The sequence below is a fragment of the Mycobacterium branderi genome (assembly GCF_010728725.1).
In the GTDB taxonomy this organism is placed as follows: Bacteria; Actinomycetota; Actinomycetes; order Mycobacteriales; family Mycobacteriaceae; genus Mycobacterium; species Mycobacterium branderi.
The window spans coordinates 2,681,952-2,703,610 of sequence record NZ_AP022606.1; the positions used below are offsets into that span (position 1 = coordinate 2,681,952).

At 66.4% G+C, this 21,659-nt stretch carries 22 protein-coding genes and 1 riboswitch; of the genes, 10 read left to right on the top strand and 12 right to left on the bottom strand.

Features of this window, described 5'->3' with window-relative positions; all coding sequences use genetic code 11:
* The first annotated feature begins 208 nt into the window (after positions 1-208).
* The gene (locus G6N47_RS13845; protein ID WP_232080209.1) at positions 209-1,441 is read left to right on the top strand and encodes a WS/DGAT domain-containing protein; all 1,233 of its coding nucleotides are present in this window, start codon (positions 209-211) and stop codon (positions 1,439-1,441) included.
* A gap of 1 nt (position 1,442) precedes the next feature.
* Here the strand turns inward: G6N47_RS13845 and G6N47_RS13850 are convergent, their stop codons facing one another.
* Genes G6N47_RS13850 through G6N47_RS13860 form a run of 3 tightly spaced genes read right to left on the bottom strand, consistent with a single transcriptional unit; the run spans position 1,443 to position 4,197 of the window.
* The gene (locus G6N47_RS13850; RefSeq protein ID WP_083133018.1) at positions 1,443-2,036 is read right to left on the bottom strand and encodes a MarR family transcriptional regulator; all 594 of its coding nucleotides are present in this window, start codon (positions 2,034-2,036) and stop codon (positions 1,443-1,445) included.
* Complete coding sequence (locus tag G6N47_RS13855; RefSeq protein ID WP_083133017.1) at positions 2,033-3,493, bottom strand: pyruvate, phosphate dikinase; 1,461 nt, start codon at positions 3,491-3,493, stop codon at positions 2,033-2,035. Before G6N47_RS13855 ends, G6N47_RS13850 begins: the two co-directional genes overlap by 4 nt.
* Positions 3,494-3,495: 2 nt before the next feature.
* Positions 3,496-4,197 (bottom strand): NADPH-dependent F420 reductase, encoded by a 702-nt coding sequence (locus G6N47_RS13860; protein ID WP_308206284.1) that lies wholly within the window; start codon positions 4,195-4,197, stop codon positions 3,496-3,498.
* On the opposite strand from G6N47_RS13860, the gene G6N47_RS13865 reads away from it, so the two are divergent.
* Positions 4,183-4,695: a DoxX family protein gene (locus G6N47_RS13865; RefSeq protein ID WP_083133015.1), complete on the top strand. Its 513-nt coding sequence runs from the start codon at positions 4,183-4,185 to the stop codon at positions 4,693-4,695. The two genes, G6N47_RS13860 and G6N47_RS13865, sit on opposite strands and share 15 nt — an antisense overlap.
* Positions 4,696-4,702: 7 nt before the next feature.
* Here G6N47_RS13865 and G6N47_RS13870 read toward each other — a convergent pair whose 3' ends face one another.
* From G6N47_RS13870 to G6N47_RS13885, 4 genes are all read right to left on the bottom strand, one after another.
* On the bottom strand, positions 4,703-5,266 hold the full coding sequence (locus G6N47_RS13870) for a NifU family protein (protein ID WP_083133014.1): 564 nt from the start codon (positions 5,264-5,266) through the stop codon (positions 4,703-4,705).
* Positions 5,263-7,176, bottom strand: coding sequence for a ferrous iron transporter B (gene feoB, locus G6N47_RS13875; protein ID WP_083133013.1), 1,914 nt, complete (start codon positions 7,174-7,176; stop codon positions 5,263-5,265). The genes G6N47_RS13870 and feoB overlap by 4 nt, the downstream gene beginning before the upstream one ends.
* On the bottom strand, positions 7,173-7,412 hold the full coding sequence (locus G6N47_RS13880; protein ID WP_197945478.1) for a FeoA family protein: 240 nt from the start codon (positions 7,410-7,412) through the stop codon (positions 7,173-7,175). Before G6N47_RS13880 ends, feoB begins: the two co-directional genes overlap by 4 nt.
* Before the next feature lie 85 nt (positions 7,413-7,497).
* Complete coding sequence (locus G6N47_RS13885; protein ID WP_083133011.1) at positions 7,498-8,910, bottom strand: short-chain fatty acyl-CoA regulator family protein; 1,413 nt, start codon at positions 8,908-8,910, stop codon at positions 7,498-7,500.
* A 117-nt stretch (positions 8,911-9,027) separates the two neighbouring features.
* On the opposite strand from G6N47_RS13885, the gene prpD reads away from it, so the two are divergent.
* Genes prpD through G6N47_RS13900 form a run of 3 tightly spaced genes read left to right on the top strand, consistent with a single transcriptional unit; the run spans position 9,028 to position 12,538 of the window.
* Entirely contained in the window at positions 9,028-10,533 is a 1,506-nt protein-coding gene (gene prpD / locus G6N47_RS13890; RefSeq protein WP_083133010.1) for a 2-methylcitrate dehydratase PrpD, read from the top strand.
* A complete protein-coding gene (gene prpB, locus G6N47_RS13895; protein ID WP_083133009.1) occupies positions 10,530-11,432 on the top strand; it encodes a methylisocitrate lyase in 903 nt (300 codons plus the stop codon). The genes prpD and prpB overlap by 4 nt, the downstream gene beginning before the upstream one ends.
* Positions 11,429-12,538, top strand: a complete 1,110-nt coding sequence (locus G6N47_RS13900; RefSeq protein WP_083133008.1) for a bifunctional 2-methylcitrate synthase/citrate synthase — start codon at positions 11,429-11,431, stop codon at positions 12,536-12,538. Before prpB ends, G6N47_RS13900 begins: the two co-directional genes overlap by 4 nt.
* On the opposite strand, the gene G6N47_RS13905 is transcribed toward G6N47_RS13900, so the two are convergent.
* On the bottom strand, positions 12,522-13,109 hold the full coding sequence (locus tag G6N47_RS13905; protein WP_083133007.1) for a TetR/AcrR family transcriptional regulator: 588 nt from the start codon (positions 13,107-13,109) through the stop codon (positions 12,522-12,524). The genes G6N47_RS13900 and G6N47_RS13905 overlap by 17 nt on opposite strands.
* Before the next feature lie 54 nt (positions 13,110-13,163).
* Here G6N47_RS13905 and G6N47_RS13910 point away from each other — a divergent pair, with 54 nt between their 5' ends.
* Positions 13,164-14,324 (top strand): acyl-CoA dehydrogenase family protein, encoded by a 1,161-nt coding sequence (locus G6N47_RS13910; protein WP_083133114.1) that lies wholly within the window; start codon positions 13,164-13,166, stop codon positions 14,322-14,324.
* A 10-nt stretch (positions 14,325-14,334) separates the two neighbouring features.
* Here G6N47_RS13910 and G6N47_RS13915 read toward each other — a convergent pair whose 3' ends face one another.
* Together G6N47_RS13915 and G6N47_RS13920 are read right to left on the bottom strand one after the other, a co-directional pair.
* Positions 14,335-14,649 carry a thiol-disulfide oxidoreductase DCC family protein gene (locus G6N47_RS13915; RefSeq protein WP_308206283.1) on the bottom strand — a complete coding sequence of 105 codons (315 nt, stop codon included), beginning with the start codon at positions 14,647-14,649 and terminating at the stop codon, positions 14,335-14,337.
* A gap of 40 nt (positions 14,650-14,689) precedes the next feature.
* Positions 14,690-15,115, bottom strand: coding sequence for a hypothetical protein (locus G6N47_RS13920; protein WP_083133005.1), 426 nt, complete (start codon positions 15,113-15,115; stop codon positions 14,690-14,692).
* A gap of 118 nt (positions 15,116-15,233) precedes the next feature.
* On the opposite strand from G6N47_RS13920, the gene merB reads away from it, so the two are divergent.
* Genes merB through G6N47_RS13940 form a run of 4 tightly spaced genes read left to right on the top strand, consistent with a single transcriptional unit; the run spans position 15,234 to position 18,361 of the window.
* Positions 15,234-15,842: an alkylmercury lyase MerB gene (gene merB / locus G6N47_RS13925; RefSeq protein WP_083133004.1), complete on the top strand. Its 609-nt coding sequence runs from the start codon at positions 15,234-15,236 to the stop codon at positions 15,840-15,842.
* A 33-nt stretch (positions 15,843-15,875) separates the two neighbouring features.
* Positions 15,876-16,265: a MerR family transcriptional regulator gene (locus G6N47_RS13930; RefSeq protein WP_083133003.1), complete on the top strand. Its 390-nt coding sequence runs from the start codon at positions 15,876-15,878 to the stop codon at positions 16,263-16,265.
* Positions 16,262-16,534, top strand: a complete 273-nt coding sequence (locus G6N47_RS13935; protein WP_139799617.1) for an alkylmercury lyase — start codon at positions 16,262-16,264, stop codon at positions 16,532-16,534. Before G6N47_RS13930 ends, G6N47_RS13935 begins: the two co-directional genes overlap by 4 nt.
* 33 nt (positions 16,535-16,567) lie before the next feature.
* Positions 16,568-18,361, top strand: a complete 1,794-nt coding sequence (locus G6N47_RS13940; protein ID WP_083133001.1) for a DUF3556 domain-containing protein — start codon at positions 16,568-16,570, stop codon at positions 18,359-18,361.
* On the opposite strand, the gene metE is transcribed toward G6N47_RS13940, so the two are convergent.
* Entirely contained in the window at positions 18,358-20,628 is a 2,271-nt protein-coding gene (gene metE, locus G6N47_RS13945; protein ID WP_083133113.1) for a 5-methyltetrahydropteroyltriglutamate--homocysteine S-methyltransferase, read from the bottom strand. The genes G6N47_RS13940 and metE overlap by 4 nt on opposite strands.
* A 106-nt stretch (positions 20,629-20,734) precedes the next feature.
* A riboswitch (cobalamin riboswitch) is annotated at positions 20,735-20,960 on the bottom strand.
* Positions 20,959-21,609: an SDR family oxidoreductase gene (locus G6N47_RS13950; protein WP_083133000.1), complete on the bottom strand. Its 651-nt coding sequence runs from the start codon at positions 21,607-21,609 to the stop codon at positions 20,959-20,961. (Overlaps the previous riboswitch by 2 nt.)
* Between the last annotated feature and the right edge of the window lie 50 nt (positions 21,610-21,659).

Genomic DNA, 21,659 nt, shown 5'->3' on the forward strand with positions numbered 1-21,659 from the left:
CGCAGTTCCCACCTCGAGAGCCAGCAAAACAGGGCAACGGCGACTGCTACCCGTCGAGCGCCAGCTCCTCACCATCACCACCAGTAAGGCCGGACCCACCACCTAGACCCAAGCCGGCAAGCGCGCACGTTCACGTGAGGCAACGAATCGAGCTTCGCGCGCATCTTGCCATGCGGCAACAGGCCCATGACAACCTAGGCTGGGCAGCATGCCGGCCCGGATGGCGGCGGTCGACGCCCAGTTCTATTGGATGTCGGCCAAGATCCCCAATGACCAGTTCCTGCTCTACGCGTTCGCCGGTGAGCCGGCCGACTTCCAGCGTGCCGTGGACGAGGTCCGCGGCCGAGCAGCGGCTTGCCGAGGCTTGACGATCCGGGTCAGCGACGGGTGGCCGTTGACATATCCACAGTGGGTGCCGACGCCGGTCGAGCCGCCGCGCATCCACGACCTGGACGACGACAGCTGGAGCGGATGCCTCGACGCCGTGGTGCGGCTCACCAACGACCAACTCGACGCCCGCCGAAATCCGTGGCGGCTACACCTATTTGCGAAAGTAAACGACGTTCCTGGTAGCTCCGGCCCGGGCACAGTGGCGGTCCTGCAGGTCGCGCACGCACTGGCCGACGGCGCCCGCGCATCGGCGATGGCCGGCTGGCTGTTCGGCCGGGCGCAACCAGTGCCCGACGTCAACGCCCCGTCGCCGGGCTTCTTGCCGTCACGCGCCTTCATAGCGGCCCGCACCCACCGGCAACTGGTCCGGGATATGGAAGCGGGAGTGCTGGAAAACCCGCCCGGATCACGGCCGGCGCTGATCACCAATACCCGCCCGTCGGGTACGCGTGCGGTTCGCACTCTGGTGCGTCAACGCTCACAATTGCGGGGGCCTACCGTCACCGTCGCTGTGCTGGCCGCGGTGGCCAACGCGCTCTCCGCTTACCTGGGCGGCGTGGCCGGTTCGTTGGGAGCCGAGGTGCCGATGGTCAAACCCGGTGCCCGACGGGCAAACAACCACTTCCGCAACGTTACTGTGGGGCTGCATCCGGACCTTCCATGGGAAGCCCGAACGGAGCGGATTGTCGCGGAGCTGGCCAATGCCCGGCGCCGCGCCGAGCACCCGGCGGCCCGCGCCGCTGACCGGGCATTCGCCGCGGTGCCCGCCCCACTGCTGCGTTGGGGCGTAACGCAATTCGACATCGACGCCCGCCCGATGCAAGTATCCGGCAACACGGTCGTGTCCAGCGTCCATCGCGGCTCCGCCGACTTGCGCTTCGGCGATGCGCCCGTCCTTCTGACCGCCGGCTTCCCCGCGCTGTCGCCGGCGATGGGCCTCACCCACGGTGTGCACGGCATCGGCGACACGGTCGCGATCAGCGTGCATGCGGCCGAGTCGGCGATCCATGACATCGACGCCTACGTCGGCGCGTTGAACGCCACGCTGTAACTCACTGATCCTCAACGGATTCCCTGGTTCGGCCCGCGGCGAGGATCAGCTCCTCATGCAGCTCGAACCACACGGTGTGGTAGGAGTCGATCAGCGGCCGGGACAACCACTCGGTCTGGCCCGCATGGATCTTGTCGATGGCCGCCTGCAGTTTGCTCGAGTAGTGGCTCAGCCGGGGCAGCTGAAGCGCGGCCGTCGCAATGATCGGCACCACGCGCCGGTGTACCTCGTCAACACGGGCCAGCACCCCCGCGTCGTAAGCGGCGTCCTCGTGGGTATTGGGCTGCCCGTCTTTGACCTGCCAATCCGTGACAAGCGACTTGAATTCGGCGTTCACCCCACGAAAGTCGTCGTACACGGCGGCCATTGCACCCGCATCGACGGCCGCGCGGTCTTCGGCCAGCAACTCGGTCAGGCGGGTCCGCCCGTCGGGGCTGATTCTCACAGTCTTTCCGTCGATCAGCAGACCCGCCTGTGTCAGCTGCTGCACGGTCGCCACCACGTCGGCCGGATCCTCACCCAACGTGGCGGACAGGTCGGCCGGACTGATCCGGCCTTTGAACCGGACCGCCTGCAGCACAGTCAATTCGCTCATGATTGCCGTAGTGAGCTAAGCATGGCGGTCAGCGTCCCGTCGCGAAGCGGGCTGAATCGCCGTGCTATTTCGGCTAACTCGCGAAGTTCCGGCGAGTCGTCCTCGGACCACGCGGTGAGTTCCAGTGCGCCGTCGCGCACTTCGCCCTCGTTGCCGTCGACGGTGACCAGCCTGCCCGCCAGCGATTCAGTGACCCCGCCGCCGCAGCCCACCACCGCGACGCGGCCCAGCTCGCGGCTGACTACGGCCGCATGGCTGGTGGCGCCGCCGGTCTCGGTGACAACGCCGCGCGCAACCAGCATGCCGTGGATGTCGTCCGGGCTGGTGTGGTGGCGCACCAGGATCACGTCCTCGCCGCGGTCGGCGGCCTCCACTGCGGCGTCCACGTCGGTGTATGCCCGCCCGGTGGCCACACCCTGGCTGGCGGCCAGTCCTTTGGCCAAAAGTGGCGCCGCCAACCGGGTTTCCGGCTGCAACGACGGCTGCAACAGCGCCTCGACGTGAGCAGGGGTCACTCGGCGCAGCACCTCCGCGTCGTCGATCAGCCCGTCGCGGCGCAGGTGCAGCGCCAGTCGCACCGCGGCCTGCGCCGACCGCTTCGCCGACCGGGTCTGCAGCAGCCACAGCGTGCCGTCCTCGACCGTGAACTCGATCTCCTGCGCATCGGCGGTGAGCCGCTCCAAACTGCGGGCGGCCGACATCAACTCGTCGTAGACAACGGGCTGCTGGTCGCGCAGTGCGGTGATCGGTTTGACGTCGACGGTGCCCGACACGACGTCGTCGCCCTGACCGCCTGGCAGCCACTCGCCGAACTCGTCGTCGGCGCCGGTCATCGGATTACGGGAAAATACCACGCCTGCACCGGAATTGGCGTTCATGTTGCCGAACACCATCGCCTGCACAACCGCGGCCGTGCCACCACTGTTATCCAAGTCGTGGTGGGCGCGGTACGCAACGGCGCGCGGTGAGTTCCACGACCTGAACACCGCTTCGATCGCCGCGCGCAACTGCAGGTAGGGATCCTCGGGTACCCGATCCGCCACGACGCGCCGATACCCGTCAGTGAACCGCCGCCGGGTATCGTGCCCAAACGCGCCCAGCGCCTGTTCGACGTCGCCGCACATGCCCAGATCCAGCACCGTATCCATCATGCCGGGCATCGACACGGCCGCGCCGGAGCGCACGCTGACCAGCAGCGGACGCGGCCCGCGCCCGAACGTGCGCGACGTTGCGGCTTCCAGCCGGCGAATCCCGTCGAGCACGCCATCCCAGACGGCGTCCATCGTCACCTCGGGTTCGGCCAGATAGCGGGCACCCACCTCGGTGGTGAGGCAGAACGCGGGCGGTACCGGCAGTCCATGCCGTCGCATCGTGTCGATCCCGAATCCCTTGTGGCCCAGTATCTCCGGCGGGTATCGCGCATCGCCGTCGAGGAACACTACGGTGGCAGCAGGCATCGTCAGGACTGGCCGCGCAGCAACCCGAAGCCGAAGTTCGTGCCGAATCCGCGACGCAACGCCAGGTGGATCCACAACAGCGCGTACGGCTCGAGCAGCCGCGCCAGCCTCAGTTCGCCGACGTCGACGGTTTCGAAGCCCAACTCGGTGACCAGGCCCGCGGTCACCGACTTGGCCTGGTCGTCGTCACCGCAGACGAACATCACCGGTGTGCCGGACAGTTGCGGAGAATCCATCATCGGCGCGCCGATCTGGTTCATCGCCTTGCAGACCCGCGCGCCGGATGCCCACACCGCCACCTGCTCGGCACCGGATGTGGTGAGGCCGACTTCAAGCGCGGTGACGTCTGGAGTGAGCGGGTTGGTGCAATCGATGACGATCTTGCCGGAGAGGTCGCCGCAGCTTTGCACAGCCTGGTGGGTGCTCTGCCAAGGAGTGCACAAGGCCACGACATCGGCTGCGGCTGCAGCGGATTCGTTGGTCTGGACTGTGCCGAGCGATGCGTACTTCGGGTCGTCGGGGTTGCGAACCCCGAACGTGACATCGTGGCCGCGGTCGTGCCACGCGGTGCCCAGTGTGCGTCCGACGTTGCCGGCGCCAATGATCGCGATCTTGATGTGAGGCTCCTTAGGTGCTTGTTGGCGGGAGGCAGGATACTTCTGCCTACCCGATGATCTAGGTTTGCGTCTATGACTGCCTACGATGTCGGTTTACTGATCTTGCGCGTGGCGTTGGGCCTGACGCTCGCCGCCCACGGCTACAACAAGTTCTTCGGCGGCGGCCGCATCCCCGGAACCGCCCGCTGGTTCTCCAGCATCGGCATGAAGGCCGGCACCTTCCAGGCCCTGGTCGCGGCAAGCACCGAGGTCAGCGCCGGCCTGGGCCTGGCCGCCGGGCTGCTCACGCCGATCCCGGCCGCAGGCTTCGTCGCGCTGATGTTCGTCGCCGCGTGGACCGTACACCGGCCGCACGGGTTCTTCATCATCAACGAAGGCTGGGAGTACGTGATGGTGCTGGCGGTCGGCGCTGTCGCGGTGGCCACCTTGGGGCCCGGCCAGTACAGCCTCGACTGGCTGATCTTCGGGCACAACTGGCTCGACGGCTGGAAGGGCCTGGGGATATCGGTGCTGCTCGGCCTGGCCGGTGGAATCGGCCAGCTGCTGCTCTTCTACCGCCCGCCGGTCAAGCAGGAGCAGCAGTAGCCCGGCGTCAGCGCGTCAGCAGGGACAGCAGCTTCTTGCCCAATGACAGTGAGTTGCTTTCGCACGAGACGGTGACATGGCCGCCGACGCGTCGGTGCAGCTCCTGCTGAAACTTTTCGTACAGCGTCGAGGCGGCAGCCGGGCAACCGTCGCAGGAGCCAGACATCCGCACCGTGACCTGGTTGTCGGTTACCGAGACCAATTCGATGGACCCGCCGTGTGATTCGGCCAATGCGCCGATCGGCCCGGCCAGTAGTTCCGCCGCGACCTCTGCCAACTCAGCGGTGCTGTTATCGGAGCCCTCGACCTCCCAGCCGGCCGGGTCCAGCAGCGCCTCGCCGAGCGCGTCGCGCAGCTGATCGCCGAGATCGCGCCAACTCTGCCCGGCGCTCAGTGTGATCAGCACATCGGCGCCGCGCACCACCAGCTCGTCGATGACTCCACGCTCCAGCCAGGCGCCGAGCCGACCCGGGGCGTGCCGGACCCTGCCGGCAAGCGGCAATTTGGCGGGTGGCACCACCCAGCGCAGCTGCCGCGGGTTGGCAGTGGCGGTGGCATGCATCGGAATCATGCGCCGAGCCCTATCGCAATCGACCGGGCGGCAAACGCCATCACCCACGCCAGGACGAACATGTAACCGAACGCCAGCGCCGGCCAGCGCCACGAGTTGGTCTCTCGTCGCATCACCGCGATCGTGGACATGCACTGCAACGCGAACATGAAATACGCCAGCAGCGCGATCACGGTCGGCGCGGTGAACACCTTGTGGCCGTGATCGTCGGTCATTGCCACCAGCGACTCAGCCGGCTTGTCGGGATGTGTCGCCGCCGAAATCTCGCCCAGGGTGGACACGAACACCTCGCGCGCCGACAGCGAACCCACCAACGCGACATCGGTGCGCCAGTCGAAGCCGAGCGGCCGGAATATCGGCTCGATCGCCTTGCCGACGTCCGCGGCGTAGCTATGGTCCATCACGTATGCCGTCGCATCGGTCGCGGGCATGTTGGCGGTGTCCGCGCCTCGCGTCGGTAAGTTGAGCAGCGCCCACAACACCACGGAAACGGTCAGGATGATCGTGCCGGCCTTGCGCAGGAACATCCTTGTCGCGCTCCAGATCGCGACGAGAACCACTTTGGCAGAAGGGAATCGATAGGGCGGAAGCTCCATGGTGAACGGCACCAAGTCGCTGCGCAGGATCGTCGATTTGAACAACCCAGCGGCGATCAGCGCCGATGTGCCGCCGCCGAGATAGAGCAAAAACATCGTGATGCCCTGCGCGCTGAGCCCCCACCAACGGGTTTGCGGCGCAACCAGCAGACCGATCAGCAAGGTGTAGACCGGCAGCCGCGCCGAACACGTCATCAGCGGTGCGGTGAGGATGGTCGCGATTCGATCGCGCGACGACGGTAACGTGCGCGTCGCCATGATTCCCGGGATCGCGCAGGCGAACGACGACAACATCGCCACGAAGGCGCGGCCCTCGAGTCCGGTGGTGGCCATCACCCGGTCCATCAAGAACGCCGCCCGGGACATGTAGCCGATGTTCTCCAGCAGCGCGATCAGCAAGAACAGCAACACAATCTGTGGGATGAACTGCAGTACCGTGCCCACCCCGCCGATCAGTCCCCGGCCGAGCAGACCGCTGACGGCCGAGTTGCCGATGTGATCGCTGACCTCGCTGCCCAGCCACGTCAGCCCTTGAGCGATCCAATCCCGCAGCGGCGCAGCGACGGTGAACACGACCTGGAAGAACGCGAACATCACCGCGAAGAAGATCACGGTGCCCCACAACGGGTGCAGCACCAATCGGTCGATCCGACTGGTCCGTCGATCCGGTTGTGGCACAACATAATCAGCGGCGTCCAGGACCGACTTGCCCCAGGCCGCGATGCTGTCGCGGTCGGCCGGCGGGAGAATCGGCGGGCGTTGCCATCGGTCAACCGATCCCAGCCGGGTGCGCAGGCGGTCGAGCCCCGCCCCTTGGTGTCCGACGACCATTGCCACCGGGATGCCCAGCGCTGCAGACAACGCGTCGGCGTCGATCCGGCCGCCGCGGGCGCTCAGTTCGTCGCTCATGGTCAGCGCCAACAGGCACGGCAGATCCAGGCGCAGCACTTGGGCCACCAGAGGTATCGAGCGGTGCAGCGTGGTTGCGTCGGCGACCAGCACGATCGCATCGGGCCTGTCGACATCGCTGAGCTCACCGGTCAGCAGATCGACCACTACCTGTTCGTCGGGGCTGATCGGGTCGAGGCTGTAGGTGCCGGGCAAGTCTTCGATGGCTACCGTCACGTCGTCCACGAGGGTGGTGCCGACGCTGCGGCCGACCGTGACACCGGGATAGTTACCGGTTTTGGCGTGCAGCCCGGTCAGGTGGTTGAAGACACTGGTCTTGCCCGCGTTGGGGCTGCCCACCAAGGCGATGCGCCGGTGACCGGCGACTGCGACGGCACTGCCCCCGTCGGTGTGGCACGACGTCATCGGTCCGCTTCCGTGAGCACTTGGATCAGGCGCGCCTCCCGGCGGCGAATGCAGAGCTCGGTGTCTTGCACCCGGTAGATCGTCGGATCGCCCATCGGCGCGCGGCGGACCACATCCACCCGGGCGGTCGGCCGAAAACCCAGCTGCCATAACCGGCCGGCCACCGCCGAGTTCGCCTGCGGCATCATGCCGACGATGGTTGCCCGCTGGCCGGGCGCCAGCTGGGCAAGGACCATCACTTGACCTTGCATGACGTGCCTTCACGTTGGGTGCCGTTAACTGCCGAAGCTACACCGGCGACGGCGACCAGTGGCGGCCACGTTAAGTCGTCGGCGAATAGGGCAGGCTGCTGCCGGTGTTTTCGTCGACGACGACCTGCCCGCCGAGGTAGGGGAAGGCGCGCTGCGCGCAGTCCGGCCGGTTGCAGATCTTGCAGCCAGCGCCGATCGGCACCGCCGTGCCCGGGTCGTCGATCGCGACACCGGTGGAGTAGACGAGCTTGTGCGCGTGGACCAGGTCACAGCCCAATCCGATGGCAAAGCTCTTGTGCTGGCCCAGGTATCCGTGGCCTTCGGGCTCGGTGGTCTTGGCGATCCAGAAATATGAGCGGCCGTCGGGCATCTGAGCCACCTGGGTGATGATGCGCCCCGGCTGGGCGAACGCGTCGTGCACTACCCACAACGGGCAGCTCCCGCCGACCCGGCTGAAGTGAAAAGCGGTGGCCGACTGCCGCTTCGAGATGTTGCCCGCCTTGTCGGTGCGGACGAAGATGAACGGCACCCCGCGACGGTGTGGGCGTTGCAGCGTGGACAGCCGATGGCACACGGTTTCGAAGCCGACTTCGAACCGGCGGCCCAGCAGAGCGATGTCGTAACGCAATTCCTCAGCAGCGCGGTGGAATTGGCTATACGGCAGCAAAAATGCGCCGGCGAAGTAGTTGGCCAGTCCGATGCGGGCGACGCCGCGGGACTCAGAGCTGAGCTGGTGGTCGGTGGCCAAGATCGCCGAGATCAGCTCCGATTGGCTGATCAGCGCCAGCTGGGTGGCGATCTGGAAGGCGCGCTGGCCCGGCAGCAGCCAGTGCGCGACGCGAAGCACCCGGGTGGCCGGATCGAACCGGCGTTTGGCGATCTCGGGCAGATCGCCGTCAACGGCGACGGTGATTTCGAAGCGGTCCCGCATCAGCTCGGCGAGTTGGATGTCCAAGCCGCCGATCCGCATCCCGCTTTCGACGAACATCTGCTCGGCCGCGACGTCGAGTTCGCCGATGTAGTTGTTGCGGTCGTAGAAGAAGTCACGGACCTCTTCGAAGGGCATCGGGCGCTGGGGCGGCAGCGACGTCTCTGTGGTCGCCCGCGACCGATACGCTTCGAGCTCCTCGGTGGCGTCTCGCAGGCGGCGGTGCACCGAAACCAGGCTGCGCCCCACGTCGGGCATCCGGGCGACCAACTCCTCGACCTGGGTGCGGCTGATGTTTTCGGCGCCGGCGGCGGTGAAGACGTCGGACAGATCGGCGACCAGCCGGGCGTCCGACTCGGAAGAGAAATAGTACGCAGGCAGATCGAAGCGCTCGGTGAGCGCGAGCAGCACCGGTACGGTGATCGGCCGTTGGTCGTTCTCCAGCTGGTTGACGTAGCTGGTGGACAAGTCCAGGGTGCGGGCCAGCGCGGCCTGGGTCAGCCCGCGTTCCTCCCGCAACCGCCGCAGCCGGGCACCGGAGAACAACTTCGCCACGTCGACACCCTACTCCTGAGTATGTTCACAATGTTCGCAAACACCGTCGGACAAAGACGCAAAATTACGCATATCCTGGGGGTTTTATTCCTGGTCGGCTTTGCATAGTGTGCGGATATGATCATGCATCCGGTCAGAACCCGCCGTAGCGCCGACGAGTTTCCGATCACCGAGCACCTCGCCTACAAGATCGCCGAGGTGGCCGTCGACGAGGTCGAAGTCGAGCCGGCAACCGAGGCGATGGTGCTCAACCGGATCATCGACGACGCCGCGGTCAGCGCGGCGGCGGTGCTGCGGCAACCGGTCACCGTCGCTCGTCACCAAGCGCTGGCGCACCGGTCAACGCCTGGTGCAACGGTATTCGGTGTCGACGGCAGCTACTCGGCGGAATGGGCGGCCTGGGCCAACGGTGTCGCCGTGCGCGAACTCGACTTCCACGACACGTTTCTGGCCGCCGAGTACTCCCACCCGGGCGACAACATCCCGCCGCTGGTGGCCGTCGCCCAGCAGCTCGGGGTTAGCGGCGCCGACCTGATCCGCGGCATCGCGACCGCCTACGAGATCCAGATCGACCTGGCCCGCGGAATTTGCCTGCACGAGCACAAGATCGACCACGTCGCGCATCTCGGCCCGTCGGTGGCCGCCGGCATCGGCACCATGTTGCGACTGGACACCGAGACCATCTATCAAGCGATCGGGCAGGCGCTGCACCTGACGACCGCCACCCGCCAGTCCCGCAAGGGCTCGATCTCCAGCTGGAAGGCTTTCGCGCCCGCGCACGCCGCCAAGGTGGCCATCGAGGCCGTCGACCGGGCGATGCGCGGTGAGCGGTCGCCGGCGCCGATCTGGGAGGGCGAGGACGGCGTGATCGCCTGGCTGCTCTCGGGTCCCGAGCACACCTACCAGGTGCCGCTGCCCGCGCCCGGGGAGCCCAAGCGCGCGATCCTGGACAGCTTCACCAAGGAGCATTCGGCCGAATACCAAAGCCAGGCGCCCATCGACCTGGCCCGCCGGCTGCGGGACCGCATCGGCGACCTCGATCAGGTGGCCTCGATCGTGCTGCACACCAGCCACCACACCCACGTAGTTATCGGCACCGGGTCAGGCGACCCGCAGAAGTTCGACCCGGACGCGTCGCGGGAAACCCTCGACCACTCGCTGCCGTACATCTTTGCGGTCGCGCTGCAGGACGGCAGCTGGCACCACGAGCACTCCTACGCGCCGGAGCGGGCGCACCGGCCCGACACGATTGCGTTGTGGCACAAGATCTCCACGGTGGAGGACCCCGAGTGGACCCGTCGCTACCACTCGACCGACCCAGCCGAAAAAGCGTTCGGCGCCCGCGCGGAGGTTACGCTGAAGAGCGGCGAGGTGATCAGCGACGAACTCGCCGTCGCCGACGCCCATCCGCTGGGGGCGCGGCCGTTCGGGCGCGAGCAGTACGTCGCCAAATTCGGGCAACTCGCCGGCGGTGTCGTCAAACCCGCTGAGCAGCAACGGTTCCTGGCTACGGTCGACGGGCTTGCCGACATGAAGTCCGGCACGCTGGCTGGGCTCAACGTACTGGTCGACCCACGGGTGCTGGACAAGGCGCCGACCGTCTCGTCGGGAATATTCCAGTGACCGGGCTGCTGGCCGCGCAAACCAGCGCTGCGGACAAACGGGCGGCTTTGCGCGCCGGCCTGAATTCCGGGCGGCTGCAACGCCTTCCGGGAGCGTTCTCGCCGCTGGTTGCCAAGCTGGTCGCGGACATCGGTTTCGAGGGTGTGTACGTGTCCGGCGCGGCGCTGTCGGCCGACCTCGGTCTGCCCGACATCGGTTTGACGACGCTCTCCGAGGTCGCTGCACGCGGCGCACAGATCGCCGCGGCGACCAACCTGCCCACGCTCATCGACGCCGACACCGGATTCGGCGAACCTCTCAATGCCGCGCGGACCGTCACGATGCTCGAAGACGCCGGGCTGGCCGGCTGCCACTTCGAGGACCAGGTCAACCCGAAGCGCTGCGGACACCTGGACGGCAAGGCCGTCGTCCCGACAGCCGAGATGGTCAAGCGGATCCGGGCGGCCGTTGCGGCCCGGCGCGACCCCAACTTCGTCGTCTGCGCCCGCACCGACGCGGCCGCCGTCGAGGGAGTCTCCGCCGCGATCGAGCGGGCCCGTGCCTACGTCGACGCCGGCGCCGACCTGGTCTTCACCGAGGCACTCACGGACGCAGCCGACTTCGAGCGATTCCGCGCCGCAGTCGACGTGCCGCTGCTGGCCAACATGACCGAGTTCGGCAAGTCACCGCTGCTGAGTGCGCAGGAATTGGCCGACATCGGCTACAACGTCGTGATCTACCCGGTCACGACATTGCGGCTGGCGATGTTCGCCATCGAGGCGGGACTACACGAAATCAATGCCGCGGGAACGCAATCGGGACTGCTCGAGAAGATGCAGCACCGCAGCCGGCTCTACGAGTTGCTGCGCTACGCCGACTACACCGAGTTCGACAACGACATCGCGGGAGGCAAGCGATGATTCACAAGGGTCTGGCCGGTGTCGTCGTCGACACCACGGCCATCTCCAAGGTGGTGCCGGAGACGAACTCGCTCACCTACCGCGGCTACCCCGTTCAGGAGCTGGCCGCGCACTGTAGTTTCGAGCAGGTTGCCTATCTGCTTTGGCACGGCGAACTGCCCACCGACGCCGAGCTGGCGTTGTTTTGCCAACGCGAACGCGCCAGCCGTCGGCTGGACCGCTCGATGCTGTCACTGCTGACCAAGCTGCCCGACAACTGCCACCCGATGGACGTCGTGCGCACCACGATCAGCTACCTGGGCGCCGAGGATCCCGACGAGGACGACAGCGCCGAAGCGGCCAACTATGCCAAGGCATTACGGATGTTCGCGGTACTGCCGACGATCGTGGCCGCCGACATGCGCCGCCGCCGCGGCCTGGCGCCGATCGCGCCGGACAGCCACCTGGGCTATGCGGAAAACTTTCTGCGAATGTGCTTCGGCGAGGTGCCCGAACCAGTCGTCGTCTCCGCGTTCGAGCAGTCGATGATCCTCTACGCGGAGCACGGCTTCAACGCCTCCACCTTTGCGGCACGGGTGGTCACCTCGACGCAGTCCGACATCTATAGCGCGGTCACCGCGGCGATCGGCGCGCTCAAAGGCCGGCTGCACGGCGGCGCCAACGAGGCCGTCATGCACGACATGATAGAGATCGGCCATGCCGACAATGCGGCGAAATGGTTGCACGGCAAGCTTTCCCGCAAAGAAAAAGTCATGGGCTTCGGTCACCGCGTCTACAAGAACGGCGATTCGCGGGTGCCCACGATGAAACAGGCTCTGACCCGGGTAGCGGACGTCCGCGACGGGCGGCGCTGGCTGGACATCTACGACGTGCTGGAGACCGAGATGCTGGCGGCCACGGGGATCAAACCCAATCTCGACTTCCCGACCGGTCCGGCCTACTACCTGATGGGCTTCGACATCCCAATGTTCACACCGCTGTTCGTGATGAGCAGGATCACCGGATGGACCGCGCACATCATCGAGCAGGCCGGTTCCAACGCGCTGATCCGCCCGCTCTCCGAGTATTCGGGCCGGCCGCAGCGGGCGGTCAGCCTTCGACGGTGATGCGCAGCCGTGGCTTGCGGTCGTCGCCGGGCTCGGCGACCCGGTCCCACACCGTATCGACAAGCGGCTGTAACAACAGCTCGCCCATCTGCCGCAACAGCACACTCAGAATCTGAGTGGACTCGGGTCGTTGGGTGGAGGCTAGTCCGGAACCGCGCAGCGCCACGACTTCGCGACGGGTCAGGTCGACGAGGACGTCGAGCAGATGCATTCGGTCGTCGGCGGCCTCGAGGATCGCCCGGCGCACGTAATTCACCACCGGTGGGTTGGCGCGCAGCATCCGGGCCACGGCCTCGTCGCGTGCCGCAGCCACCTGCCGCGCGCTGCCCTTGGCGGGAACCTCGGCCAGTGCGTGTGCGAAGTAATCCACCACCAACTGGTCCACCGCGTCTCTCAGCCCGGCCTTGGTCTTGAAGTGATGTTGCACCAGGCCCAAGGTGACCCCGGCGGCAGAAGCAATGTCGCGCAACGACACTCGATCCTCGCCATGTAACGCGTAGAGGTCCAGCGCGGCGTTGCGGATCCGCGCCTTGGCGGTCAGGTCCTCGTCGGTCGCCCGCGGGTTCAGCATCTGCCCTCGCCTGTACAGGTGATATTTTTACGATACAAGTGTATCGTGACCCGCGTGTCGCAGTTGTTCCCCGATTACCGCCCGAGCTGGGAGACCGACCAGCACCGCGAGCTGCGCAAGCATGCCGCGGAGTTCTTCCGCAAGGAAGCCACCCCGAACCAGGAACGCTGGGTCGCCCAGCATGCGGTGGACCGCGAGTTCTGGAACAAGGCCGGCGCCGCTGGATTGTTAGGCCTGGACCTGCCCGAGGAATTCGGCGGGATGGGCGGCGACTTTGCCATGCAGGCGGTGGTGCAGGAAGAACTCGTGTACGCCCACGACCAGTGCTTCGGGTTCTCGGTCCACTCGCCGATCGTCGCGCATTACCTCTACGCCTACGGCAACGACGGGCAACGAAAGCGCTGGCTGCCCAAAGCCATCAGCGGCGACGCGGTGCTGGCGATCGCGATGACTGAGCCGGGCACCGGATCGGATCTGCAGTCGGTGCGTACCACCGCTTTCCGCGAAGGCGACACCTACGTCATCAACGGATCGAAGACGTTTATTTCCAACGGAACTCACTGCGACCTGCTGGTGATCGTGGCCAAGACTGATCCGTCCAAAGGGGCAGCCGGGGTGTCGCTGATCGTGGCGGAGACCAATGACCTCGCTGGGTTCGAGCGCGGACGCGTCCTGCAGAAAATCGGTCAGCACGGGCAAGACACCCGCGAACTGTTCTTCTCCGACATGCGGGTACCGGTGGCCAACCTGCTCGGAGCGCAGGAAGGGTTGGGCTTCTACCAGCTGATGGAACAGCTTGCCCGTGAACGGCTGATCATCGCCACCCTGTGCGCGGCGCTGGCAGAAGCGGCGGTGCTCGAGGCGATCAAGTACTCTAAAGAGCGAGAGGCGTTCGGTCGGCCGATCGGCAACTTCCAGAACACCAAATTCGTGCTGGCCGAATGCAAGACCGAGGCACTGGCGATCAAGACACTGGTCGACTATGCGATCGGGCAATACGTCGACGGCAACAACGACCCGATGACAGCGTCGATGGCCAAGTTGTTCGCCGCCGAGAAGTGCGATCAGGTGGTCGACAAGTGCCTACAGATCTTCGGCGGCTACGGGTACATGGCCGAGTACCCGATCGCGAACATGTACACCGGGTCGCGGGTGAACCGCATCTACGGTGGCACAAGCGAAATCATGAAGGAAATCATCAGCCGCTCGCTGTGAGCGAGAAGCGTCAGCACGCAGCGGGATTCGACTCGCAGTAAGGCGTCGTGCCCCGAAACCGGTAGCGATGCGTGGCCACCCATCGGTAGATCGCCTCTTCGACGAACCGGATACCCGGGATGCGATAGACCATCAGCGGCAGTCTGGTGCCGATCGCCGTCGACACCGCCGCGTTCATGGCCTCCGCGCCGGAGTACACCGCACCCGACGCGTCAAGCCATCGGTTGCACTCCAGTAGGTGCGACGGCTCAACGCCCAGCCGCTCCGCGACTCCCGGACCCTGCAGTGGTTCGGTCCGAAGTTCGCCCGTCCTGTTGTGCCTCATAATGAAATTTACTGCACGCGTACACATTCCGCAGGCGCCGTCAAAGAACAGGATTCCTGACACGGTTCACCTCCCTGATGCCTGCCAGCGCGAAGACGAGTCCGGTACCGATCTCGGTCAGCGCACTGAACCAGGAAAACCAGGTTACGTTGACGTGCGGCGGCGAGATGAAGCTGTCCTGGTAACCGGGGAACACTGTAGGCAACAGGTGCGCATAGGTGAACCCGACCGCGCTGCCGAACCCGACCAGCGTCGCCGCCAGCGGTGCACGCGTGCGATGCGTCAGGACCATCGCGACCGCTATCACGACGAACAGCGCCTGCACCATGCCGGCGGCCATGATGAACGGTGGTGACGCCGACATACCGCGGCGCAGATGGTCCAGGCCGTGTACCCCGAACCCGATTGCGAATGCGATTGCCGCCCAACGCAGATTGTCCCGTGGTTGCTCGATGTGGTTGATCATGCGATCACCGCCCGTTGATCAGGTGCCTAAGTGAGCCTCCACAACCGTTCTTACTACTACGGTCAGTAGTAGTCAAGGTCTTGACTCGGTACCGCGGTATCGGGTCGACGCTGGGGCAATGGACGATTTGCGCAAGACCATCGCCACAGTCATCCCGCACGACGTGGCACGGTTCATGGCTCCGATGGTTCGGGTGGTGGCCGAGGGCAGACCGGTGGCGCTGGAACGGCTGGCGGCTGTGTCGGGCGTTTCGGTCGAGGAGATCGGGTCGTGGCTGCGCGCGCAGCCGGGAACGGATTGGGACGACGACGGGCACTTGCTCGGGTTCGGGCTGACTCAGCGGCCGACCCGGCATCGCTATGTCGTCGACGGCCGGGTGTTGTTCACGTTCTGCGCTGCCGACGCCTTGATCTTCACTCCGATCCTCGGCCGACCTGCCCGCGTCGAATCAACCTGTCCCACAACGGGTCAGCCGATCCGACTGGAACTCACACCCGAGGCGGTTACCTCGGTCGATCCGCCGACAACCGTGGTTTCCCACGTCAACCTGTGTTGCGGCGGGGGTGATATTCGCGGCTTGTACTGCGATCAGGGGCATTTCTTCGCCTCGAAGGATGCTGCTCGAAAGTGGCGTCGTGCGCACCCCGACGGGGAAGTTCGCCCTGTCCGCGAGCTCTTCGCCGCCGCCCTCGATGTCTGCCGTGAACTGGGGTGGGCGGCAGCTTGACCCCGTACCGAGGTACAGGGTTTACCGTCGGCTATGCGCACAATGCAGGTGGCCCGCCAGGCCGGGGTGAACGCACAGACGCTGCGGTACTACGAGCGACGTGGCTTGCTGCCCGATCCACCGCGCACGGGCCGCGGGTATCGCGACTATGGGCCCGAGGTCGTCCGCCGAGTGCGGTTCGTCAAGCACGCCCAGGAACTCGGCTTTAGTCTGGCCGAGATCGACGTGCTGCTGCACCTGGCCGACGGCGGCCCGGAATCCTGCGATGCGGCGCGCGCGTTGGCCGAGCGCAAGGTCGCCGACCTGAATGCCAAAATCGGTGCCCTGCAAGCGATGCAGGCATCGCTTGGGAGGCTGATCGCCACCTGCGCCAGCCCGCCGGAAGAGCGGGTCTGCCCCCTACTGGACAGCTTGCAAACATGACTCATCCCATGCGAGTCCAGCTGCTGCATGTCCCCGACTGCCCGCTGCTGGGACCACTGCGCGACATCCTCGACGATTGCCTACGACACGTGCCGTTTGCGGTGTGGGTCGACGAACTCGAAGGGGCCTACCCGTCGCCGACACTGGTCATCGATGGCATCGACGTGGCCACCGGCGCTCCAGCGTCCGGCGAAATCTGCTGCCGATTCGACCTACCCACCTGCGCCCAGATCGCTGCCGCCTTGAACCGTGCTGCGAGGAACACCTGACGGGCTTCTAGAACACGTTCTAATCTGTCGGCCATGGGATTTCTCAAACAGGACACCCCGCAGATCGACTTCGAACAGTGGAGCAAGGGCACCCGCGCTGAGAAAATCATCCCGATGGCCCGGCACTGGGCCGAGGTCGGCTTCGGCACCCCGGTGCTGTTGCACCTGTTCTACGTCGTCAAGATCGGGCTCTACATCCTGGCGGCCTGGCTGATCGCGCTGACCACCACCGGGATCGACGGCTTCACCAACGTCGCGCACTGGTACGCCGAGCCGATCGTGTTCGAGAAGGTCGTGCTCTACACCATGCTGTTCGAGGTCGTCGGTCTCGGCTGCGGCTTCGGGCCGCTGAACAACCGGTTCTTCCCGCCGATGGGCTCGATCCTGTACTGGCTGCGGCCCGGCACCATCCGGCTGCCGCCGTGGCCAAATCGCATACCGCTGACCAGAGGCGACGAGCGCACTCCCGTCGACGCGTTGCTGTACGGCGCGCTGCTTGTGCTCCTCGTGATCGCGATCTTCTCCGACGGCTCCGGGCCGGTCCCGGCGCTTGGGACGACGGTCGGGGTGCTGCCGGTCTGGCAGATCTGGGCGGTGCTCGGCGTGCTGGCGGTGCTCGGGTTGCGCGACAAGGTCATCTTCCTGGCCGCCCGCGGCGAGGTGTACGCGTCGTTCACGGTCGCGTTCCTGTTCGTCGGCTATGGGGTGGACATGATCCTCGGCGCCAAACTCGTGTGCCTGGTCATCTGGCTGGGCGCGGCGACGTCGAAACTCAACAAGCACTTCCCGTTCGTCATCTCGACGATGATGAGCAACAACCCGCTGTTTCGGTCGCGATCGATCAAGCGCAAGTTCTTCGAACACTTCCCGGACGACCTGCGGCCGGGCCGGCGGTCGCGCTGGCTCGCGCACTTTTCCACTGCGGTCGAGGGACTTGTGCCGCTGGTGCTGTTCTTCAGCCACGGCGGCTGGCCCACCGCGATCGCCGCATTCGTCATGTTGTGCTTCCACTTCGGCATCCTGTCGGCGATTCCGATGGGGGTGCCGCTGGAGTGGAACGTGTTCATGATGTACAGCGTGCTGGCGCTATTCGTCGGGCAGGCCTCCGTCGGGCTTTCCGACCTGACGACACCGCTGCCGATACTCCTCTTCGGCGTCCTTGTAGGGACCGTCGCACTGGGAAACCTGTTCCCGCGCAAGATCTCTTTCCTGCCCGGGATGCGCTACTACGCCGGCAACTGGGACACAACGCTGTGGTGCATCAAGCCGTCCGCCGACCAGAAGATCGCCAACGGCATTGTCGCGATCGCCAGCATGCCCGCCGCGCAGCTGGAGAAGTTCTACGGCAGCAAGGAAGCCGCGCAGATCCCGATGTACATGGGATATGCGTTCCGCGCCTTCAACACTCACGGGCGGGCGCTGTTCACGCTGGCGCACCGCGCGATGGCCGGCCAGAACGAAGACGACTACGTCCTGACCGACGGCGAACGGATCACCAGCACCGCGATCGGGTGGAATTTCGGCGACGGGCACTTCAGCAACGAGCAGCTGGTGGCAGCACTGCAAAGGCACTGCCACTTCGACCCGGGTGAGGTGCGCATCGTGATGCTCGACGCGCAACCCATCCACCGCCAAACGCAGCAGTACCGCCTAGTCGACGCGGCCACCGGCGAATTCGAGCGTGGCTATGTCCGGGTCGCGGACATGGTGACCCGGCAGCCGTGGGACGACACCGTGCCGGTGCACGTGCAGGACGCCGAACGTGAAACTGTTGCGAAATCCAGGCGATTTTTTCGCAACAGCTTCACGCTCGGAGAAGCGTCCTAAGCCGAGGCCCGCACCTGTTTCGCCGCCGCGACCATGTGCTCCAGCGACGCCGTCACCTCGTCGACCGTACGGGTCTTGAGCCCGCAGTCCGGGTTGACCCAAAGCCGCTCAGCGGGAACGGCTTTCAAAGCTGCCCGCAACGACCTGGCGATCTCGTCGGTGCTCGGCACCCGCGGTGAGTGGATGTCGTAGACCCCCGGCCCCACACTGTTGGCGAACCCGACGGCGTTGAGGTCGTCGAGCACCTCCATGTGCGAGCGGGCCGCCTCGATCGAGGTGACGTCCGCATCCAGATCGGCGATCGCGCCGATCACCTCGCCGAACTCCGAATAGCACAGATGGGTGTGGATCTGGGTCGAGTCCGCGACCCCCGAGGTCGCCAAGCGGAACGCCCCGACCGCCCACTGCAGATAGTCGTCCTGGTCGGTGCGCCGCAGCGGCAGCAACTCCCGCAGCGCCGGCTCGTCGACCTGGATGACGCCGATACCCGCGGACTGCAGATCGACCGTCTCGTCGCGGATGGCCAGCGCGACCTGCCGAGCGGTGTCGGCCAGCGGCTGGTCGTCGCGCACGAACGACCACGCCAGGATCGTCACCGGACCGGTCAGCATGCCCTTGACCGGCTTGTCGGTCAGCGACTGCGCATAGGTGATCCAGTCGACGGTCATCGGCTGCGGCCGCGACACGTCGCCATAAAGGATCGGCGGGCGCACGCAGCGGCTGCCATAGGACTGCACCCAGCCGTTCTGGGTCGCGAAGAACCCGTCGAGCTGCTCGGCGAAGTACTGCACCATGTCGTTGCGTTCCGGCTCGCCGTGCACCAGCACGTCGAGGCCCAGCCGCTCCTGCAGCGCGATGACGTCGGCGATCTCGGCCTTCATCCGCCGCACGTACTCGTCCTGGTCGATCTCGCCGGACCGCAGCGCCGCGCGGGCCTTGCGGATCGCGGGGGTCTGCGGGTAGGAGCCGATCGTGGTGGTCGGCAGCAGCGGCAGCTGCAGCCGCTCCTGCTGGCTGGTCCGGCGTTCGGCCGACGGGCCGCGCTGGGTGCCGGAGGCGACGATCGAGTCGATGCGGGCGCGGATCTGCCCGTTGTGCAGCCGTGGGTCCGAGCGGCGCGACGCCACCGCGGCGTTGGAGGCCGCGATCTCGTCGGCGACCGCCTCGCGGCCGTCGCGCAATGCTCGCGCCAACGTGACCACTTCGTGCACCTTCTCGGCGCCGAAAGCCAGCCAGCTGCGCAAGTTGTCGTCCAGATCCGTCTCGGCGGCAAGCGAATACGGCACATGCAGCGTCGAGCACGACGTGGACACCGCGACATGTGCTGCCGCACCGAGCAGGGTTGTCAGCTTGCCCAGCGCCGCTTCGAGGTCGGTGCGCCAGACGTTGCGTCCGTTGACGATTCCGGCCACGAGCGTCTTGTTGGCCAGTTCCGGGACGGCGGCCACCGCGGTGTCGGGGGCGCGGACCAGGTCCACGCCGATCGCCTCGACGGGTGTGCGGGCCAGCGCCGGCAGGGCAGCGCCCGGGTCGCCGAAGTAGGTGGCGACGTGGATCGCCGGCCGCCTGCTCACCGAACCCAGCGCGGAGTAGACCTTTTCGGCCAGAGCCGGCGCGTCTTGCGAAATGTCGGTGACCAGGGCCGGCTCGTCGAGCTGCACCCATTCGGCGCCGTTGTCGGCCAGCAGCGACAGCAGCTCGGTGTACACCGGGATCAGCTCGTCGAGCCGCTCGATCGGCGCGCCGGCGCCGTCCACCGCCTTGCTCAGCAGCAGGAAGGTGATCGGCCCGATGACCACCGGACGCGCCGGAATGCCTTGGTCGCGAGCTTCTTTGAGCTCAGAGAGCACCTTGTCCGGGTTCAGCGTGAACCGGGTGCCGGGCGCAATTTCGGGCACCAGGTAGTGGTAGTTGGTGTCGAACCACTTGGTCATCTCCAGCGGAGCGATGTCGTCGGTGCCACGAGCCGCCGCGAAGTAGCGGTCCAGCTCGTCGGCGACGCCGTGTACGCGCTCTGGAAGCGCGCCGAGGAGCACCGCGGTGTCGAGCATCTGGTCGTAGTAGGAGAAGGTGTTGACCGGGACCGAGTCCAAGCCTGCGGCCGCCAGGTCCGACCAGGTATCGCGGCGCAGGGTGGCGGCGACGGACTCCAACTCGGATCGGCTGGTCCGGCCGCCCCAGTACCCTTCGGTCGCGCGTTTGAGTTCGCGGCGCGGGCCGATGCGCGGGGAGCCGGTGACGGTGGCGGTAAACGGTTGAGCAGTCACGTGTTCGTCCTTCACTCGACAGGGTGGTCATCGCCAGACGGACGCACGGCACTACAACCGTTGCGGCCGAACGCCCATTCCACGAGGCGATGAGCCGCCGGACGCGGCGCGCCCGGCACAGCCGGCAGGTCTTCGGACTCGCAGGCACGCACCGGAGGTGCTCCTACTGGCCGTCGCTTCCCGGTCTTTCGACCAGTGCTGTTGACGGCGGTCGTTCCTGCATACCGCTGCGGGACAGTCCCGGACTCTCACCGGGTTCCCTCTCGCGACGCATTCTCAACATCGCTCGACGCCGGCACCAGGGCCGGCGAACCGACTGCACAGTCGAGATTACCCGGCCGCTAATGCCTCGACGATCGGCACGTTTCCGGTGTTGAACTCGATCGTGCGGCGGATCGTCGAGTCGTCGTGCAGCGCCGCGGCCGCCACCAGCGCAACGTCTTCGCGGGGGACTTCGCGGCCGTGCGGCGCACCACCGACGGCGATCCTGCCGGTGGCCGGTTCGAGGGTGAGCCGGCCTGGTCCGAGAATCGTCCAGTCCAGGTCGCTCTCGCGCAGGTGGGCATCCGCTGCGGCCTTGGCCTCGGCATACGGGAAGAACGGGTCGTCTTGGGGGACACCGTGATCCGGCCCGGCGCCGAAGTACGACACCATCACGAATCGGCGCACCCCGGCCTGCCCGGCCGCGTCGATGACACGGATCGCGGCGTCGCGGTCGACGGCGTAGGTGCGTGCCGGGTTGCCGCCGCCGGCGCCGGCGGAGAACACGACGGCGTCGTGCCCGGCGAGCAGGCCGGCCAGCGTACCGGTGTCGAGCTGCTCGATATCGGCGACGACGGGCTTAGCGCCGGTCGCTGCCACGTCGTCGGCGTGGGCAGGATTGCGGAAAATCGACGCCACCTCGTCGCGGCGCCCGGTCAGGATGCGGGCCAGATGCAAGGCGACCTTGCCGTGGCCGCCGATGATCACGATCCGTGCCATGACGGGGACGCTACCCCCGCCGCGAGCCGTCCAACGGGTTGGTCAACAAT

What these genes read in the sequence shown, in the direction of transcription:
- G6N47_RS13845 (WP_232080209.1), top strand. Translation starts at nt 209, where the DNA reads ATGCCGGCCCGGATGGCGGCGGTCGACGCCCAGTTCTATTGGATGTCG.
- G6N47_RS13850 (WP_083133018.1), bottom strand. Translation starts at nt 2,036, where the DNA reads ATGAGCGAATTGACTGTGCTGCAGGCGGTCCGGTTCAAAGGCCGGATC.
- G6N47_RS13855 (WP_083133017.1), bottom strand. Translation starts at nt 3,493, where the DNA reads ATGCCTGCTGCCACCGTAGTGTTCCTCGACGGCGATGCGCGATACCCG.
- G6N47_RS13865 (WP_083133015.1), top strand. Translation starts at nt 4,183, where the DNA reads ATGACTGCCTACGATGTCGGTTTACTGATCTTGCGCGTGGCGTTGGGC.
- G6N47_RS13870 (WP_083133014.1), bottom strand. Translation starts at nt 5,266, where the DNA reads ATGATTCCGATGCATGCCACCGCCACTGCCAACCCGCGGCAGCTGCGC.
- feoB (WP_083133013.1), bottom strand. Translation starts at nt 7,176, where the DNA reads ATGACGTCGTGCCACACCGACGGGGGCAGTGCCGTCGCAGTCGCCGGT.
- G6N47_RS13880 (WP_197945478.1), bottom strand. Translation starts at nt 7,412, where the DNA reads ATGGTCCTTGCCCAGCTGGCGCCCGGCCAGCGGGCAACCATCGTCGGC.
- prpD (WP_083133010.1), top strand. Translation starts at nt 9,028, where the DNA reads ATGATCATGCATCCGGTCAGAACCCGCCGTAGCGCCGACGAGTTTCCG.
- G6N47_RS13900 (WP_083133008.1), top strand. Translation starts at nt 11,429, where the DNA reads ATGATTCACAAGGGTCTGGCCGGTGTCGTCGTCGACACCACGGCCATC.
- G6N47_RS13905 (WP_083133007.1), bottom strand. Translation starts at nt 13,109, where the DNA reads ATGCTGAACCCGCGGGCGACCGACGAGGACCTGACCGCCAAGGCGCGG.
- G6N47_RS13915 (WP_308206283.1), bottom strand. Translation starts at nt 14,649, where the DNA reads ATGAGGCACAACAGGACGGGCGAACTTCGGACCGAACCACTGCAGGGT.
- G6N47_RS13920 (WP_083133005.1), bottom strand. Translation starts at nt 15,115, where the DNA reads ATGATCAACCACATCGAGCAACCACGGGACAATCTGCGTTGGGCGGCA.
- merB (WP_083133004.1), top strand. Translation starts at nt 15,234, where the DNA reads ATGGACGATTTGCGCAAGACCATCGCCACAGTCATCCCGCACGACGTG.
- G6N47_RS13930 (WP_083133003.1), top strand. Translation starts at nt 15,876, where the DNA reads ATGCGCACAATGCAGGTGGCCCGCCAGGCCGGGGTGAACGCACAGACG.
- G6N47_RS13935 (WP_139799617.1), top strand. Translation starts at nt 16,262, where the DNA reads ATGACTCATCCCATGCGAGTCCAGCTGCTGCATGTCCCCGACTGCCCG.
- G6N47_RS13940 (WP_083133001.1), top strand. Translation starts at nt 16,568, where the DNA reads ATGGGATTTCTCAAACAGGACACCCCGCAGATCGACTTCGAACAGTGG.
- G6N47_RS13950 (WP_083133000.1), bottom strand. Translation starts at nt 21,609, where the DNA reads ATGGCACGGATCGTGATCATCGGCGGCCACGGCAAGGTCGCCTTGCAT.